Here is a 14,321-nt window from a genome sequence, read left to right as displayed (position 1 = left end):
CGGCCCGGCTGGCGGCCTCAGGTCACCACGCCCAGGAAGCTCTCGTGCAGCTTGCCGGTGGGAAAGTCCAGGCCGTGGCCGAACTCGTCGAAGGTCCAGGTGATCGGCTCCCAGTCCGGATACGGCTCGTAGCCGCCGGCGAAGGTCTCGAAGCGGTTGCCCGACGGGTCCCAGGCATAGATGGTCTCGCCGCGGGTGGTGCCGTGGCGGGTCGGGCCGATGTCGATGGACACCTTGTTCATGCCCATGATGTCGCTGGCGCGCTGCACCTTCTCCCACGACGCCATGCGCAGCGAGACGTGGTGCAGCTTGCCCGGCTCCGGATGCTCGACGAAGGCGATGTCGTGCGTCTTGTGCGAGCACGACAGGAAGATCGCCAGCTCCGGCTCGCCGGCCTCCTTCGGGCCCAGGATGCGCTCGACCAGCCGGAAGCCCAGCACCTCGGTGAACAGCGCCTTGTTCTCCTGCACGTTCGGCCCGTAGAGCAGACAGTGGTCGAAGCGGATCGGGGCGATGCCCCGCTCGGCGTCCGCGCCCCACGGCGGCGGATTCACCAGGCCCAGGCCGTTGCCGACGTGGGTCTTGTCGGCATACAGCTCGAAGTCGTGGCCCGACGGCAGCGTGAAGCGCAGGCGCTCGCCGGTCTCCAGCATCTCGCCGGCGGGCAGGCGGTCCGTCGCCAGGCCACGCGCCTTCAGCGCACGCTCGAAGCCATCCAGCGCGGCCCGGTCCGACACCCGGAAGCCGACGAAGTCCACGCCCGCCCGATCGGCCTGGCGCAGGATGACGCTGTTGTGGTCACGCTCGTCCCAGCACTTGAAGTACACCCGCCCCTGCGGGTCGGTGCCGGTCTCCACGAGTCCGACGACATCGCGATAGAACTTGCGGCTGATCTCCAGATCCAGCACGCGGATCTGGATGTGCCCGGGTCGCATGACGCCAGTGATGGCCATGTTGTCTCCTTCTTGATGGGGAAGTGTTCCAGTCGACAGCAGAGGCCTCGAGGGCAGGCCGGTGTGTCCACCGCATGGCGTCAAGATAACGAAAGAGCCGGCCGTGGACTAATACCGTTGAGGGCTGCGACTCATACCCGGATGGTTGGGGCTCGGGCGCGCGGCGGACCTCGGACGTGGTGGTCGGCCAGATCCTGCGCGACATGGGCAAGGTGAAAGAACAGATCGCCGAGCCGAACCAGACCGTGGCAGGCGTGATCATTGCGCTGGACGACGATCAGAAGCTGAAATGGGCCTTGTTGGCCGTGCCCGGCATCAGCGGCCACCGCCATCCAGTGAGCTTCAAGCTGATCAGGCACTGACGCCTCGGCGATCAAACTATCGCTTTTTATCCAGCAAAAGATAAAATATCCAAACTCGAGATACAAAGAGGTAGTCGCATGATCGCGTACCACCGCACGGCGCTGGCGCAACAGTTGGTGCAAGCCCTGCAAGGGCGCTCGCTGCTGGGCGATGCGCACAACGGCCTGTTCCTGGCTGCACCGCGCCGAACCGGCAAGAGCACTTTCTTGCAGGGAGACCTCGCACCCGCCCTGAAGCAAGCGGGCGTCGAGGTGGTGTACGTGGACCTGTGGGCCGACACCCGCCGCGACCCTGGCGCCTTGATCGCCGAAGCCATCGCCCGTGCATTGCAAACGCATCTGGGCTTGGTGGCCCGCACGGCCAGGAAGGCCGGCCTCAAGAGCGTGAAGGTGGCCGGCACGCTGGACATCGACACCAGCAGGATCGGCCAGGTCGATGGACTGACCCTGGTGGAGGCGCTGCGCAGCCTGCAGCAGGCTGCGGGCCAGCCCGTGGCGCTGATCATCGACGAGGCACAGCACGCCCTGACCAGCGAGGCCGGCGAGGCGGCCATGACAGCGCTGAAATCAGCCCGCGACCAGATGAACCAACCCGGCCAGGTGAGCCTGATGCTGGTGATGTCCGGCTCTGATCGCGACAAGCTGCTGCGCCTGGTGGTGAGTGCGGGCGCACCGTTCTACGGATCGCAGATCCAGGCGCTGCCGCCGCTGGACACCGATTTCATCGCCCATGTGGCCGGTTTGGTGGAAGCTCAGCGGCCTGATCTGGTTCCAGTGGACAGGGCCGCGTTGCAGGCCGCGTTTGCCGCCTTCGGCCACCGACCCCAGTTCTTCATGGCGGCGATGGGGGCGGTGCTCAGCCCCCTGTCGAGCCACACCGGCCGGTTCGAGCCCGCGCTGCAACAGGCCGCGCAGGATCAGCAGTCGCAGGACGAAGCGCAGATGGAATCCGACTACCTGGGGCTCAAGCCCACGGAGCAGGTGGTGCTTTGGCGCATGCTCGACCAGGGACCGCGCTTCCGCCCCTATGACGCCGAGGCCTTGCGTTTCTACCGAGAGCCACTGGGCCGCCCCGTCAGCGTGCAGCAAGCGCAAAAAGCCTTGGAAGCACTGCGACAACGCACGCCGGCTCTGGTCTGGAAGTCGGCCCGCGGTGAATACGCGGTCGAAGATGCCGCCATGCACCGCTGGTACAAGGACCGTGTCGGCGCCTCACGATGGCCTCCAGCGTCACCACAAGGCACATTGGCGCTGGACGAGGATTGAACGCCGCCCAGGCAGGGCGGCATGTCCACCCGGCCCTGGCCCAGAAACGTGATGCACGGCGGGCATCGTCGCGGCGCCGCCCCCGCATCAGCAGGAGGTGGGTGCAGACCTCAGGGCACCGGCACGCCCATGGCCCGCTGCAGTTGCGCCGCGTCCATCACGTACTGGATCGAGGCGACCTCGCCGTTGCGCAGGGTCAGCACGGTGGCGCATCCGGGCTGGCGCGGCAGGTCGGCCGTGACCGCCTCGTCGCGTGCCAGGGCCGTGCTGAAGGGCAGCTGGCGCCATCTGGGCAGGGCGAAGACCTGGGTGATGATGGCCGGCATGCCGCTGATGTCCGAGACATAGACAGCGCCCAGGCGGTCCAGCGTGTCGGGCGGCGCGGCGGACAGCACGCGGCTGACCATCTCGCTGACCTGCTTCTCGGCAGAGAAGACCACGAGGCGCGTCCGGTCGTCGACCTGCACGGCCCGGTCATGCTGATCGCTCAGGCTCAGGGGCGCGAGGGCATCGCCCACGGCCAGCGGGCCCGCGGAGCCCAGCAGGGGCCAGGCCAGCAGGAGCGACAGGGCGCCGAGGCGGACCGGGCGTGGCCAGCGGTCTTTCCGGGGCGAAGGAGCGGAGGGCCGGGAAGTGCTCATGGCGATGCGGGGGCGGCAGAGGAAGGGGTGCCCAGCGTATCGAACTCGACCCGGCTGCGCACGAAGAAGACGTGGACGCCGCAGGCTTGCAGGTGCGCCATCAGGCGCTCGTGCTCGGCGTCCGACACGATCAGGGTGAGCTGAACGGGCTGGTCTGCGAGGTCGAAGAGGTTCATGGCGTGGACCTGACCATCGTGCCCCAGGCCCTGCAAGGAGCCGTTGAGGGTGGCCCCTCGGATGCCCAGCGCGCCGGCCTGGGCCAGCAGCCATTGCGCCAGCGGCTCGTGGCCATGCACGCGGTCCTGCTGGGTGAAGAAGGTGATCTGGTAGCCGAACATGCGGTTCTCCTTTGGCGCCAGCGCTCAGTGGGCGGTGCGCACGTCCACCTCGGGCCGCACGGACATGCCCACGCGCAGCAGCTGGCGTTGCGGACGGGTGTCGTCGAGCTCGATGCGCACCGGCAGGCGCTGGACGATCTTGGTGAAATTGCCCGTGGCGTTGTGGGCCGGCAGCGGCGAGAAGCTCGTGCCGCTGGCGGGCGCCAGGCTGCTCACATGGCCCGTGAAGCGCACGCCAGGCAGGGCATCCACCGTGAGGCGAACGGGCTGCCCGGGACGCATGCGGGCCAGCTGGGTCTCGCGGAAGTTGGCGGTGACGTAGACGTCCTTCAGGGGCACCACGGCCAGCAGCGGCTTGCCGGCCTGCACATAAGCGCCCGCACGCACGCTGCGCTGCGCGACCACGCCGCTGGTCGGCGCCGTGATGCGGGTGTAGGACAGGGTCAGCTCGGCCGCCTTCTGGCTGCTTTGCGCCGCCATGAGCGCGGCCTGGGCCTTCTCGACATCGGCCTGGATCACGGCGTTTTGCTGGTCCACGCCCTGGAGAGCGGCCAGGTCACGCTCCCGGTGGGCCTGTTGCATCAGCCACTGGGCGTCGGCCTGCTGCTGCGCCTGCAGCGTGCCGGAGCCCTCCTGGGCCATGGCCTGGAAGCGGGTGCGGTTGGCGGCAGCCAGGGCCAGGGCGGCATCGTCCGCCGAGACGGTGGCGCGGGCCTGGGCTCGCACGCTGGGTTGCCGGGCCCGCTGGGCCTGGAGGCTGCTCAAAGCGGCCCGGGCGCTGAGCACCTGGGCCTTGGCGCTCTCCAGGGCCACCAGCGCATCGCGGTCGTCCAGAACCGCCAGCAGCTCGCCTTCCTGCACGGCCTGGTGGTCATCCACCATCACCTGGTCGACGGTGCCGCTCAGGCGGGGGGCCACCTGGGTGTAGTCGGCCTCGACATAGGCGTCATCGGTGGCCTGGAAGGAGGCGTCGGACGTGCCGCGGCTGTAGGCGTAGGCCGCAGCGGCGGTGACGGCGACCAGCACGGTCGCGCCGGTCAATCGGGCTTGGATGGAGAGGGCCATGGGCGTTGTCCGGTGTAGCGGGAGTGAAAGGGATGGCGACGGCAGCGTGGTGGATCAGGGGGCCGTCGGCCGGGTCGCCATCGGCGCAGGGATGTGCTGCAGCATCAGCACCAGGGGGATCAGCAGCAGCGCCAGCAGGCCCAGCATCCGGTAGACGTCCGCCACGGCCAGCACGCTCGCATGCCGGCCCAGCAGCGGGCCCAGTGGGATGGCGGCAGCGGCGTCCAGCCCCTGGCCGAGGCGCCGGCCGAGGTCGCCCAGCAGCACCTCCGCATGGAAGCTGCTGCGCTCGCTCATCTGGTGGCTGACGAAGGCCCCGCCCACCAGGGTGCCGCAGGCCCGCAGGGTGTTGACGATGCCGGAGACGAACGGCCCCTCCATGGGCTGGACCACGCTGGTGCTCAGGAACAGCAGCGAGACCACCGCCAGCGGCTGCCCGACCGCCTGGAGCATCTGGGCGGTGAGGAACTGCGGCGCCATCCAGTCGACATCGACACGCGCGGCCGTCCAGCAGGCGGCGGCGATCAGGACCAGCCCCAGCGCGAACAGATGCCGGGCATCGACCCGGCGCTGGTAGAGCAGCAGCGCCACGAGCGGGCCCAGCACGAGCTGCGGCAGGCCGACGACCAGGCCCAGCGGCACGAGCTGCTCGACCCGGAAGCCGTGCTGCACCGTGAGGTCCAGCGAGGGCAGCGCCACGCCCGAGGACATCGACACCAGCAGCAGGAAGAACACCACGAAGCCCAGGCCCAGGTTGCGCCGCCCCAGCAGCTGCAGCTTGATGAAGGGCCCGGGGTGGAACCATTCACTGAGCAGGAAGAGGCTGGTCAGCAGGCCCCCGGCGGTCAGCGCGGCCACGATCAGCGGGGACTGCAGCCAGTCCAGCCGCTGGCCCTGGTCGAGCCCCACGGTGAGCAGCATCAGGCCGGGAGCACCCAGGGCCATGCCCGGCCAGTTGGCCTGTCCGAGCCTGGGCAGGGCCGGCGGCATCCGGGGGATGCCCCACTGCGCCAACGCCAGGGCCAGCAGCCCGAGCGGGACGAGGTGCCAGTAGGCCCAGCGCCAGTCGACCAGGCGGTCCAGCCACTGGGTGGCGATCCACAGCGCGACGTTGGGCGCGAAGGTGGCGGTCAAGGCATAGAGCGCCAGCCCGTGCAGGCGGATGGGCGTGGGCAGGAAGCGCAGCGCGGCCATCATCAGCATGGGAATCAGGGCACCCGACACGAGGCCATGCAGCAAGCGCAGCGGCAGCAGCCAGCTCAGCTCGTGCACGAAGGGCAGCAGCAGCGCCAGCAGCAAGGTGCTCACCAGCATCCAGCCGTGAAAGCGCCGCAGCGAGAAGGTCACGGCGAACCAGGTGGCAAAGGGCATGACGGCCAGCTCACCGGCGGTGTAGGCCGTGCTGAGCCAGGAGGCTTCGTCCGGCCCCAGGCCCAGGGCGCCGCGGGTATCGGGCAGGGCCAGGGCGGGCACGCGGGCGTTCAGGCCGGCCACCATGGCCGCCAGCAGGATGCCGGCCATGCCCACGGCCAGGCGGGGGCCGAACACGGGGCCGGGGGGCGCAGCCGGGGCGGTGGGGACAGCACCCGATGTGGCGGTCGGTGCGGCGATGGGTGTCGTGCTCATGGCCGGACCTCGGCCACGTGCCGGGGCGCGTTCCCCTCGTCTTCGCCGCCGCCGAGTGCGCGGTAGAGCGACACCACGGCCAGACCGGAAGCCGTGGTGGTCTCGGCCAATGCGGCCTGTGCATTGAGCAGGCTGCGCTGCGCCACCAGCACGGTGGTGAAGTCGGTGCTGCCGGCGCGCCAGGCGTTGCGGGCGCTGTCCAGGGCGACGCGGCTGTGGACCACGGCGTCTTCCTGGTGCGCCTTGCGGGCCTGTTCGTTGACGCAGGCGTCCAGCGCGGTGCTGACCTCGTGCCAGGCCTTGAGCACGGTGTGCCGCCAGGCGATGGCCGCCGAACGCTGGCGGGCGTCGGAGAGGGTCAGGGTGCGCTGGAGCAGGCCGCCGTCGAAGAGGGGCAGGTGCACCACGGGGCCGACACTGAACTGGCGCATGTCCCAGTTGCCCAGCTCGCTCGCGTGCGAAGTGGCGATGCTCCAGCCGGCGTTCAGGCTGACACGGGGATAGAAGTCGGCCTGGGCCGCGCCTTTGTCGGCAGTGGCCGCACGCAGCAGGGCCTCGGCCTGCAGGATGTCGGGACGCTGGCGAGCCAGGTCGCTGGGCACACCCACGGACAGGTCCCTGGGGGCGGGCGGGAAGGTGTGGCTGGAAAGGAGCCGGGCGTCGAGCTGATGGGGTGCTTCGCCCAGCAACAGGGCCAGGGCGTTGAGCAGGCCGTCACGCTGTTGACCCAGCTGGAGGGCCCGGGCTTCGACGGTGGCCCGTTCGGCGCGGGCGGCCGCGGCATCGAAGCGGGTGGCCATGCCGTTGCGCTCGCGGCTGTCGGTGAGGCGCAGCAGTTCGGCGGCGATCTGGCGGTGGTCGTCGACCAGGGCTTGCTGGGCCTGGACACCACGCAACAGCAGGTAGCTGCGCGCGACCTCGGCGCTCAGGGTGACGCGGGCGGCACCGGCCGCCCATTGGGTCGCTTCAAGCTGGGCGCGGGCCGCGGCGCTCTGCTGGACCTGGTGGCCCCACAGGTCGATCTCCCAGCTGGCCTGCATGCCCCATTGGAATTGGTCATAAGGCGTGGTGGGCACGTGGAGCTTGGCCAGCGGCGAGTCGGCGCTGAGGGCCGAGCGGGCGTATCCGGCGCTGACGCCGATCTGAGGCAGGCCCCGCGCATCGGTGATGCCCAGGCGGGCTCGGCTCTCCTCGATGCGCAGCAGGGCCGCCTGCAGGTCCAGATTGCCTTCCAGGGCCTGGGCCTGCAGGGCCGGCAGCAAGGGGTCATCGAAGAGCGCCCACCAGCGCGATGGCACCGGCGTGGCGCGCAAGGAGGGCGCGGTATCGACATGGGCAGCGGCTGCCGGGCTGGTGGCCAATGCAGCCGGTGCACGCAGGGCCCACGCGGGGTCACGGGGTTGCGAGGCACTGGCCAGGTCGGGGATGCGGACCTGGCTGGCGCAGCCTGTCAGGGCCAGCAGCCATGGGGCGACCAGGTGCCAGGGCCTGGGGCCCTGGAGCGGCAGCAGCGAGGCCGTGCGGTGATGCGGTGGGGTCATGAGCGAAAGCGCCTTGTTCGGGCCAGGGGCGTGCACACGGTGTGGCCCTGCCGGCTGCGGCGCGGCATGCGCGCGCCGCAGCCGGCAGCACCCAGGGGCTCATCGACAGGCACCGCCACCGGTCGGTGGCGGTGCCTGTCCGTCGTCATCAGGCCTGCAGCGCGCCGATGATCAGCTGCACCAGCTCGCCACCTTCGGGCGTGGCCCAGGTGCCGGCCAGCTCGGCGATCAGCTGGTTGGTGGTGGTGATCGTGGCGCCATGGCGCTCCATGCGGCGCAGCGAGACCTCGTCGGCCAGCTTGGTCGGCGAGCCGCCGGCGTCGGCCACCACCTGCACGTCGTAGCCCATGTCGATCAGCGTCAGCACCGGGTAGACGGTGCACACGTCGTTGGTCACGCCGGCCACCACCACCTTCTTGCGGCCGGTGGCCTGGACGGCGGCGGCGAAGTTGGCGTCGTCCATGGCGTTGACGATGCCCATGCGCTTGACGCGCTCGGCGAAGGCCGTGGGCAGCGAGGTCTGCAGCTCGCTCAGCAGCGGGCCCTGGGCGTACTCCTCCATGCTCGAGGTCAGCACGGTGGGGATCTTCAGGATGCGGGCCGTCTCGGCCAGCATCACGGCATTGCGCTTCATCTCGTCGAACGAGATGGACTTGACCCAGCCCATGGTGCCGACCTGGTGGTCGATCATCAGGAGAGCGGTGTCGGTGGCGGTGAACTTGTTGAAAGACATGGGGTGCTCCTTGAGGGCGGTGACGTCGTGTCACCAGAAAGAGGGCCTGTGCGCCGGCCCGTTCGCGCTTGAAAAACGAAAGCGATGCGGGGATCAGATCTGGCCGAACTCGCCGCGCTGGTAGGCGCTCAGGGCCCGGTGCAGCGCCTCGGGCGAAGCCAGGGCCATCGGGCCTTGCCAGTGCACGGGCTGCTCCAGTGGTGCGCCCGAGAACAGCGCCACCTTGGCCGCGCCCTGCGTGGCCTGCAGCGCGATGACACGGGCCTCGGGCGAGGCCGGCGCGACGGGCACCGGCGCGCCATCGCTGTCGAGCGCCTCGCCGTCCACCACCACGCGGCCGAAGATCGGCAGCACGAAGGCGGTGTGCCCGGCGGGCACCGGCACGCTGAGTGAGGCGCCTTCATCGAGCGAGATGTCGAGCAGGCGCACCTCGGTGGGCGGCTGCAGCGGCGAGCGCTGGCCCGCGAACTCGCCCAGGGGAATGCGCACCCTGGCGCCGGGCAGGCTGGCCACCGGCACGTCCTGCGGCGCCAGGGCCAGAGCGAAGGGCGCATCGCCCTGCCTGGCCTGGGGCAGGTTCACGAAGATCTGCAGCATGTGCACGGTCCGGCCCGGCTCGGCCGGGTTCTCCTCGTGGACCACACCACGACCCGCGGCCGTCCAGTGCAGGCCCCCCGGCAGGATCTTCTGCCGCCCGCCCAGGGAGTCACGGTTGTTGATCCAGGTCTGCGAGTCCAGGAAGAGGTAGGACACGGCCGAGAAGCCGGCGTGCGGATGCGGCGGGAAGGTCGGGCCGCTCATCCAGGCGTGATCGATGCCCAGGATCGGGTCGGTCAGTTCCGCGGCATGCAGCCCGAAGGCGTGGAACTGACTGCCGAGGTTCATGCGGCGCAGGCGTGCAAACGAAGTCATGGCCTTGTCCCGTGGATGGGCGGTTCGTGTCGATGAACGTCATCTTCTTGGAAAGCAGAATTGGGATAAAGATGGCAAACTGGAATTCATTAATCCATATTTGCAGAGATCAACATGCACCTGCTCAACGACATGGCGCTGTTCGTCGAAGTGGCGAAGGTGATGAGCTTCAGCCGTGCGGCCGAGGCCATCGGTGTGCCGAACTCGACGCTCTCGCGGCGGGTCAGCGCCCTGGAGAAGGCGATCGGCCTGCGCCTGCTGCACCGCACCACCCGCAGGCTGGAGCTGACGGAAGCCGGGCAGATCTACTTCGAGCGTTGCCGTCGCCTGGTCGACGAGGCCAACCTCGCGCACGAGCAGCTGGGGGATCTGCTGGCCCAGCCCAGCGGGGTGTTGCGCGCATCGCTGCCGGTGGATTTCGGCACGACCTACCTGGCGCCGCTCATGGCTGAATTCGCGCGCAGCCACCCCGGCATCAGCTTCGAGTTCGACCTGACGCCCCGGCGCGTGGACCTGGTCAGCGAACCCTTCGACGTGGCCATCCGCATGGGTGAATCGCAGGACTCAGCGTTGATCGCGCGGCTGCTGGCGGTGCTGCCGACCCACCTTTACGCCTCGCCGGGTTATCTGGCGCGGGCCGGTGAACCGCAGGGGCCCCAGGACCTGGTCGACCACGAATGCCTGGGCTTCCGGGCCGCCAGGAACATGGTGTGGTCGCTGTCCCGTGCCGACGGCACCGCGACCGAGCAGACCGAAGTGGGCGGGCGTTTTCAGCTCAACAGCGTGGGCATGCTGCGTCGCCTGGCCACGCTGGACCTGGGCATCGTCGTGCTCGTCGATGCCTTGGCCGAAGACGACGTGGCGGCAGGACGCCTGCGCCAGGTCCTGCCCGATTGGCAGGCCCCACCGGTGCCCGTCTACGCCATGACCGAGACGCGGCTGCTGCCCGCCAAGACGCAGCGCTTCATCGAGTTCCTGAAGGAACGCCTTCATCCCGACCGGGCCGCTCACCTCCCCGGCTGACGCACGGCAGCAGCGAGGGCACGGGCGATCGGAAGCCCGAGGCGACAGGGCCAGCGGGTCACATCAGTCGCTCGATCCAGCCGAACAGCTCGTCGAGGTCATAGTCGCCCGAATGCGGCCGGTCCCAGGGCAGGGCCAGGTCCACGTCGAGCCCGCGTTCGCGCAAGGCGGCGGCCAGCAGCGCGGGGATCGCCAGCGAGGTGTCGCGGTCCATCGTGCCGTGGCGCAGGCGCCAATGCGGCGCGGCACGCGCCGACGGGTCGCTCGCGTAGTGCATGGCATTCATCTGGCGCACCGTGAGCGCGTCGGCCCGGGCGGCACCGGCGGCACGGCCATGCCGCACCGAGAACGCGGTGAAGTGGCGCTGGTCGGTCCGCGCGTCGCCGAAGAGCTGGTTCTCGCCGGTCTCCAGCGCCAGACCGTCGAACGCAGGCAGCGCCTTCATCCGGCCGGCGGCTGCGGCGTAGGCCGTGAAGTCGACGCCCTGGACACGACCGGACTCGATGCTCAGCCAAGGTCGGCCGGAGAGGTCGTCTCCGCGGTCGAGCGCGCGCTGCGCGGACGCGGCGAGCAGCGCGCTCACGTGGTCACGCAGGCTGCCCCGGCCCGATGCGTCCAGCTGCAGCAGGCGGCCCGCGCCATCGTGCAGGCCCAGCCCGTTGACGTAGGCGATGAACGCCGCCTGCAGCTCGCGTGAGAGCGCGAGCTGGTCAGCGTCGAGTCGGCCCGCGACCTCCTTGCGCTCGACCTTGAAGTCCAGCATCGAGATCGCGATGCTGCGGTACTCCGCCAGGCCCTGGAACTGCCATTCGTAGGCCGCGTCGGCGTGTTCGAGGTTGGTGATCGGACAGTAGGCCGAGACCGCGAAGATGTCGTCGCGGGCCGGCGCGGCGCCGATGGCTTGCAGCTCGGCCTCGAAGTCGGCGCTGTTGCCGCTGGCCCCGAGCAGCGCCGACAGCGCGCCACCGGCGCTGGTGCCATTGGAGACGATGCGCTCGGTGTCACCGGGCAGGCGGCCGGCGTTGTGGCGCAGCCAGCGCACCGCAGCCTTCAGATCGACGATGGCCGCGGGGGCCTTGCCGGTCCAGCGGCCGTCGGCGGCGCGCAGCGTGCGACCGCGCGCCCCCGGCGAGGCCACCACGAAACCGCGTGCGAGCGCCACGGCCATCGCGCTGGGCGGGGCGCTCGTGCCGGGCGCGGGCGGCGGGCCCATGCGTTCGTCCGGCCGGCCCGGCAGCGCGGGCATGTAGCCGCCCACCTGGTTGGGCAGGAAGATGGGGGCGGTCCGCGCGGTGTAGCGGCCGACCGCCTCGCCGCGGAAGTAGGCCTCGGGGATGTAGACGTTGATCGCCTGGCAGGCAGGTTCGACCGGCCGGGCGACCACGGGCAGGCCTTCGTACGCACGCACGGCGATGCGCCGCCCGTCGACGGTGAACACCTTGGGAACGAAGCGGTCAGGATCGAACGTCAGGTCCCGCATCGGCGCCGCCGCGGGCTCGCTGGCACAGGCCGCGAGGGCACCGGTGGCCAGCAGCATCAGGGAGAAGTCGCGTCGCGTGGTCATCGCTGGAGGCCCTCCGACACGTCGACCGGCTGGGGCCGCTGCTGATGCGGTGTCATGGCGGTCACCGCGCTCACAGCCGCTCGATGCCGACGGCGGCCTGGTCGATCAGTTCGGCCACCCGCTGCACCAGCGCCTGGTCCGGCGTGCCTTGCGCGAAGCGCATCTGCAGCGCCATCTTCAGGTTGCCCATGGCACGCTGGATCTCGGGGGCGCCGCGTGCGCCCGCCTCCTGCCGCGTCGCGCCCAGGCGCTGCAGCAGGGCCGCCAGCTCGGTGCGCTGGCTCGCCAGCTGTTCCTGGCCGGCCGGCGTGATGGCGTACTGCTTGCGGCCGCCCTCCTGCTCGGTCGCGTTCGCCCAGCCCACGTCGGCGAGGTAGGTCAGCGTCGGGTAGATCACGCCCGGACTCGGGCTGTAGTCGCCGCCCACCAGCTGTTCGATCGCCTTGATGATCTCGTAGCCGTGGCGAGGTTGTCCGGCCAGCAGGTGCAGCGCCAGCAGCTTGAGCGCGCCTTGCTCGAACAGGCGCGGCCCGCGACCGCCGTGGCCGCCATGGCCACCGCCTCGGTGCCCGCCGCCGTGTCGCTTCACGGGACCGGCGGGGCCACCACCTTCACCGGCCGGCGAAGCCAGCCGAGCGTGCCGATGGTCGCCGCGGGCGGCAGGGTGTCCGCAGCGGCCGCGCAGGGAGGAATTGAAAGCGTCGTGAAATGGATGCATCGTGTGCTCCGTTGTTTTCGATGCATCTAAGATATATCTTGATAATGCGTCGCGCAAGCCTCCCCGCCGGACTTCACACAGGTTTACGCAGCGGTGGCGGCGTCGATCAGCGTGGCTGGAGCACCGGCGCCATGCAGAGGCGTCAGCTCCAGACCGGTCAGAGACATGCACCGGACAGTCCTGAACGTCGGCAGGCGCAACAAGCGGTCATTGGACCTGCCGCATACGGGTGTTCCGCATCCGACGGCCGGCCGCCAAGCCGTCCGCGCATGAGCATGTCGGACACCGCGAGAGCACTTACGGGCTTGGCAACCAGTCGCGTATGACCATCTCGCCAGAAGCGATGGTTTGCTGTTTGTTCTCGGCGGCCTTGCATCGCTTCTCGGCCATTTCAGGCAAGTCAATGTCGACCGCAATTGTGGTCAGCTTGTCGGCGATGGCTTCGGCGTCCTTCTTGGCCCACCATTCGCCGAGCATGGCGGCCATGGCATCCCTGTGAGGGCCATCGCCGCCAAAGGCCATGGCCATGCGGGCGATCAATCGCGCGCGCCAATCCAGGCTTGCGTAGATGAAGCGCTTGGGGCTGCCTGCCGCCTTGTTGACCATGGAGTTGAGAGAGCAAAGGTAGAGGGCATCCCAAGCAGCATTCTTCGCCCCGTCAATTGCCTTTTGTCGATTCGGCGAGCGTAAGCTCTTCATGAGCCCGGCCTTGGGCGCGTTGATCGGCGCGAAATAGACGCAAGCCATGGTGGCGACATGGCCGGCGAAGAAGTAGTCGCGATGCATCCAGTCCAAGAGGGCCATGATCTTCTCAATGGGATCGCCCGGATGGAACAGCTCAACTTCCGCCAGTTTGAGCACGGCGCCGTAGCCAGTGCTCCAATCACGCAGCCCTGCCGCCAGATCGTGCGATTCGAGCGAGCGAGCTTGCTCGGGACGCACAAGGCGTTCGGCGCGCCCAAGGGCCACCTCGAGCCAATCGAACTTGTTGCCATGGTCGGCGGCCCGAAACCATGCAAGCTCTTGAAGCGCCGCTTCGTTGCCCTCCCTCCGCGCGAGCTCATGAAATGCGATGCTTGGCTCCATGAGGATGTCGAAGAAATGCGCAAAGGCATTGATGCCGGCGATGAGCTGGGCTTCCTTGCCGATTGCCATGCCCTTGGCAATTTGAGCCATTCGGGAGGCGACGTTCCGGTCTGGAAGCAGGATCGTCTCGATCTGTTCGACTTGAAGCGACCAAACTTGGCCGACTAGGCTGTAGAGCCCATAGCTCGAAGGCTCAAAGGCGGGAACGAACGGGTCGGCGTCGGCCATCAGCGAGCAAAGCTGCTCGATGTCCTCGGCCGGGAAGCCATCGGGCAAGCGAATCGCCACCTGCATTCCCTCGTCTTCGGAAGTTAGGTTCTGTCGCGTGTCCATGCGAAGTTGCTAGCGAGGTTAGAGGTCAAAACGTCTGCGGCTTAACTACGCTTGTGAACCGCCCCGGGTTTCATGGAGGCCAGTTGGTTTAAGTCAGGCCGCGACAGCGACCTGCTCGGCGAGATGCCAGTAGTAGTTTGCCTCAGCCTCGGCGGGCGGG

The 14,321-nt window shown here is 69.2% G+C and carries 14 protein-coding genes; 3 read left to right on the top strand and 11 right to left on the bottom strand.

Annotation, left to right across the window (positions count from 1 at the left end; genetic code table 11):
* Positions 1-17 precede the first annotated feature (17 nt).
* Complete coding sequence (locus C7444_RS18830) at positions 18-953, bottom strand: catechol 2,3-dioxygenase (protein WP_110402404.1); 936 nt, start codon at positions 951-953, stop codon at positions 18-20.
* A gap of 176 nt (positions 954-1,129) precedes the next feature.
* Here C7444_RS18830 and C7444_RS18825 point away from each other — a divergent pair, with 176 nt between their 5' ends.
* Both C7444_RS18825 and C7444_RS18820 read left to right on the top strand, forming a co-directional pair.
* Entirely contained in the window at positions 1,130-1,315 is a 186-nt protein-coding gene (locus C7444_RS18825) for a PDDEXK family nuclease (RefSeq protein WP_211317603.1), read from the top strand.
* A gap of 78 nt (positions 1,316-1,393) precedes the next feature.
* The gene (locus C7444_RS18820; RefSeq protein ID WP_110402403.1) at positions 1,394-2,581 is read left to right on the top strand and encodes an AAA family ATPase; all 1,188 of its coding nucleotides are present in this window, start codon (positions 1,394-1,396) and stop codon (positions 2,579-2,581) included.
* A 110-nt stretch (positions 2,582-2,691) separates the two neighbouring features.
* Here C7444_RS18820 and C7444_RS18815 read toward each other — a convergent pair whose 3' ends face one another.
* The 7 genes from C7444_RS18815 to C7444_RS18785 form a co-directional block, all read right to left on the bottom strand.
* On the bottom strand, positions 2,692-3,222 hold the full coding sequence (locus C7444_RS18815) for a hypothetical protein (RefSeq protein WP_110402402.1): 531 nt from the start codon (positions 3,220-3,222) through the stop codon (positions 2,692-2,694).
* Entirely contained in the window at positions 3,219-3,560 is a 342-nt protein-coding gene (locus tag C7444_RS18810; RefSeq protein ID WP_110402401.1) for a DUF190 domain-containing protein, read from the bottom strand. Before C7444_RS18810 ends, C7444_RS18815 begins: the two co-directional genes overlap by 4 nt.
* Before the next feature lie 24 nt (positions 3,561-3,584).
* A complete protein-coding gene (locus tag C7444_RS18805; protein WP_110402400.1) occupies positions 3,585-4,625 on the bottom strand; it encodes an HlyD family secretion protein in 1,041 nt (346 codons plus the stop codon).
* A gap of 54 nt (positions 4,626-4,679) precedes the next feature.
* A complete protein-coding gene (locus C7444_RS18800; RefSeq protein ID WP_110402399.1) occupies positions 4,680-6,251 on the bottom strand; it encodes an MFS transporter in 1,572 nt (523 codons plus the stop codon).
* Entirely contained in the window at positions 6,248-7,792 is a 1,545-nt protein-coding gene (locus C7444_RS18795) for an efflux transporter outer membrane subunit (protein WP_110402398.1), read from the bottom strand. The genes C7444_RS18800 and C7444_RS18795 overlap by 4 nt, the downstream gene beginning before the upstream one ends.
* Positions 7,793-7,940: 148 nt before the next feature.
* Entirely contained in the window at positions 7,941-8,525 is a 585-nt protein-coding gene (locus C7444_RS18790; RefSeq protein WP_110402397.1) for an isochorismatase family protein, read from the bottom strand.
* Positions 8,526-8,618: 93 nt separating this feature from the next.
* Positions 8,619-9,437 carry a pirin family protein gene (locus tag C7444_RS18785; protein ID WP_110402396.1) on the bottom strand — a complete coding sequence of 273 codons (819 nt, stop codon included), beginning with the start codon at positions 9,435-9,437 and terminating at the stop codon, positions 8,619-8,621.
* Positions 9,438-9,551: 114 nt separating this feature from the next.
* On the opposite strand from C7444_RS18785, the gene C7444_RS18780 reads away from it, so the two are divergent.
* A complete protein-coding gene (locus C7444_RS18780; protein ID WP_110402395.1) occupies positions 9,552-10,460 on the top strand; it encodes a LysR family transcriptional regulator in 909 nt (302 codons plus the stop codon).
* Between the two features lie 58 nt (positions 10,461-10,518).
* Here C7444_RS18780 and C7444_RS18775 read toward each other — a convergent pair whose 3' ends face one another.
* From C7444_RS18775 to C7444_RS18765, 3 genes are all read right to left on the bottom strand, one after another.
* Positions 10,519-12,024: a subtype B tannase gene (locus C7444_RS18775; RefSeq protein ID WP_110402394.1), complete on the bottom strand. Its 1,506-nt coding sequence runs from the start codon at positions 12,022-12,024 to the stop codon at positions 10,519-10,521.
* 70 nt (positions 12,025-12,094) lie between these two features.
* Positions 12,095-12,613, bottom strand: a complete 519-nt coding sequence (locus tag C7444_RS18770) for a PadR family transcriptional regulator (RefSeq protein WP_245909641.1) — start codon at positions 12,611-12,613, stop codon at positions 12,095-12,097.
* Between the two features lie 426 nt (positions 12,614-13,039).
* Entirely contained in the window at positions 13,040-14,161 is a 1,122-nt protein-coding gene (locus C7444_RS18765; protein WP_146219449.1) for a hypothetical protein, read from the bottom strand.
* Positions 14,162-14,321 lie beyond the last annotated feature (160 nt).

The sequence above is a fragment of the Sphaerotilus hippei genome (assembly GCF_003201595.1).
Classification (GTDB): domain Bacteria; phylum Pseudomonadota; class Gammaproteobacteria; order Burkholderiales; family Burkholderiaceae_C; genus Sphaerotilus; species Sphaerotilus hippei.
Note: the sequence above shows the minus strand (reverse complement) of the source record. Positions and strands in the feature narration are given on the sequence as shown.

Bases quoted from the DNA above. Each gene is read 5' to 3' on its own strand.
- C7444_RS18830 (WP_110402404.1), bottom strand. From the start codon at position 953: ATGGCCATCACTGGCGTCATGCGACCCGGGCACATCCAGATCCGCGTG.
- C7444_RS18820 (WP_110402403.1), top strand. From the start codon at position 1,394: ATGATCGCGTACCACCGCACGGCGCTGGCGCAACAGTTGGTGCAAGCC.
- C7444_RS18815 (WP_110402402.1), bottom strand. From the start codon at position 3,222: ATGAGCACTTCCCGGCCCTCCGCTCCTTCGCCCCGGAAAGACCGCTGG.
- C7444_RS18810 (WP_110402401.1), bottom strand. From the start codon at position 3,560: ATGTTCGGCTACCAGATCACCTTCTTCACCCAGCAGGACCGCGTGCAT.
- C7444_RS18805 (WP_110402400.1), bottom strand. From the start codon at position 4,625: ATGGCCCTCTCCATCCAAGCCCGATTGACCGGCGCGACCGTGCTGGTC.
- C7444_RS18800 (WP_110402399.1), bottom strand. From the start codon at position 6,251: ATGAGCACGACACCCATCGCCGCACCGACCGCCACATCGGGTGCTGTC.
- C7444_RS18795 (WP_110402398.1), bottom strand. From the start codon at position 7,792: ATGACCCCACCGCATCACCGCACGGCCTCGCTGCTGCCGCTCCAGGGC.
- C7444_RS18790 (WP_110402397.1), bottom strand. From the start codon at position 8,525: ATGTCTTTCAACAAGTTCACCGCCACCGACACCGCTCTCCTGATGATC.
- C7444_RS18785 (WP_110402396.1), bottom strand. From the start codon at position 9,437: ATGACTTCGTTTGCACGCCTGCGCCGCATGAACCTCGGCAGTCAGTTC.
- C7444_RS18780 (WP_110402395.1), top strand. From the start codon at position 9,552: ATGCACCTGCTCAACGACATGGCGCTGTTCGTCGAAGTGGCGAAGGTG.
- C7444_RS18775 (WP_110402394.1), bottom strand. From the start codon at position 12,024: ATGACCACGCGACGCGACTTCTCCCTGATGCTGCTGGCCACCGGTGCC.
- C7444_RS18765 (WP_146219449.1), bottom strand. From the start codon at position 14,161: ATGGACACGCGACAGAACCTAACTTCCGAAGACGAGGGAATGCAGGTG.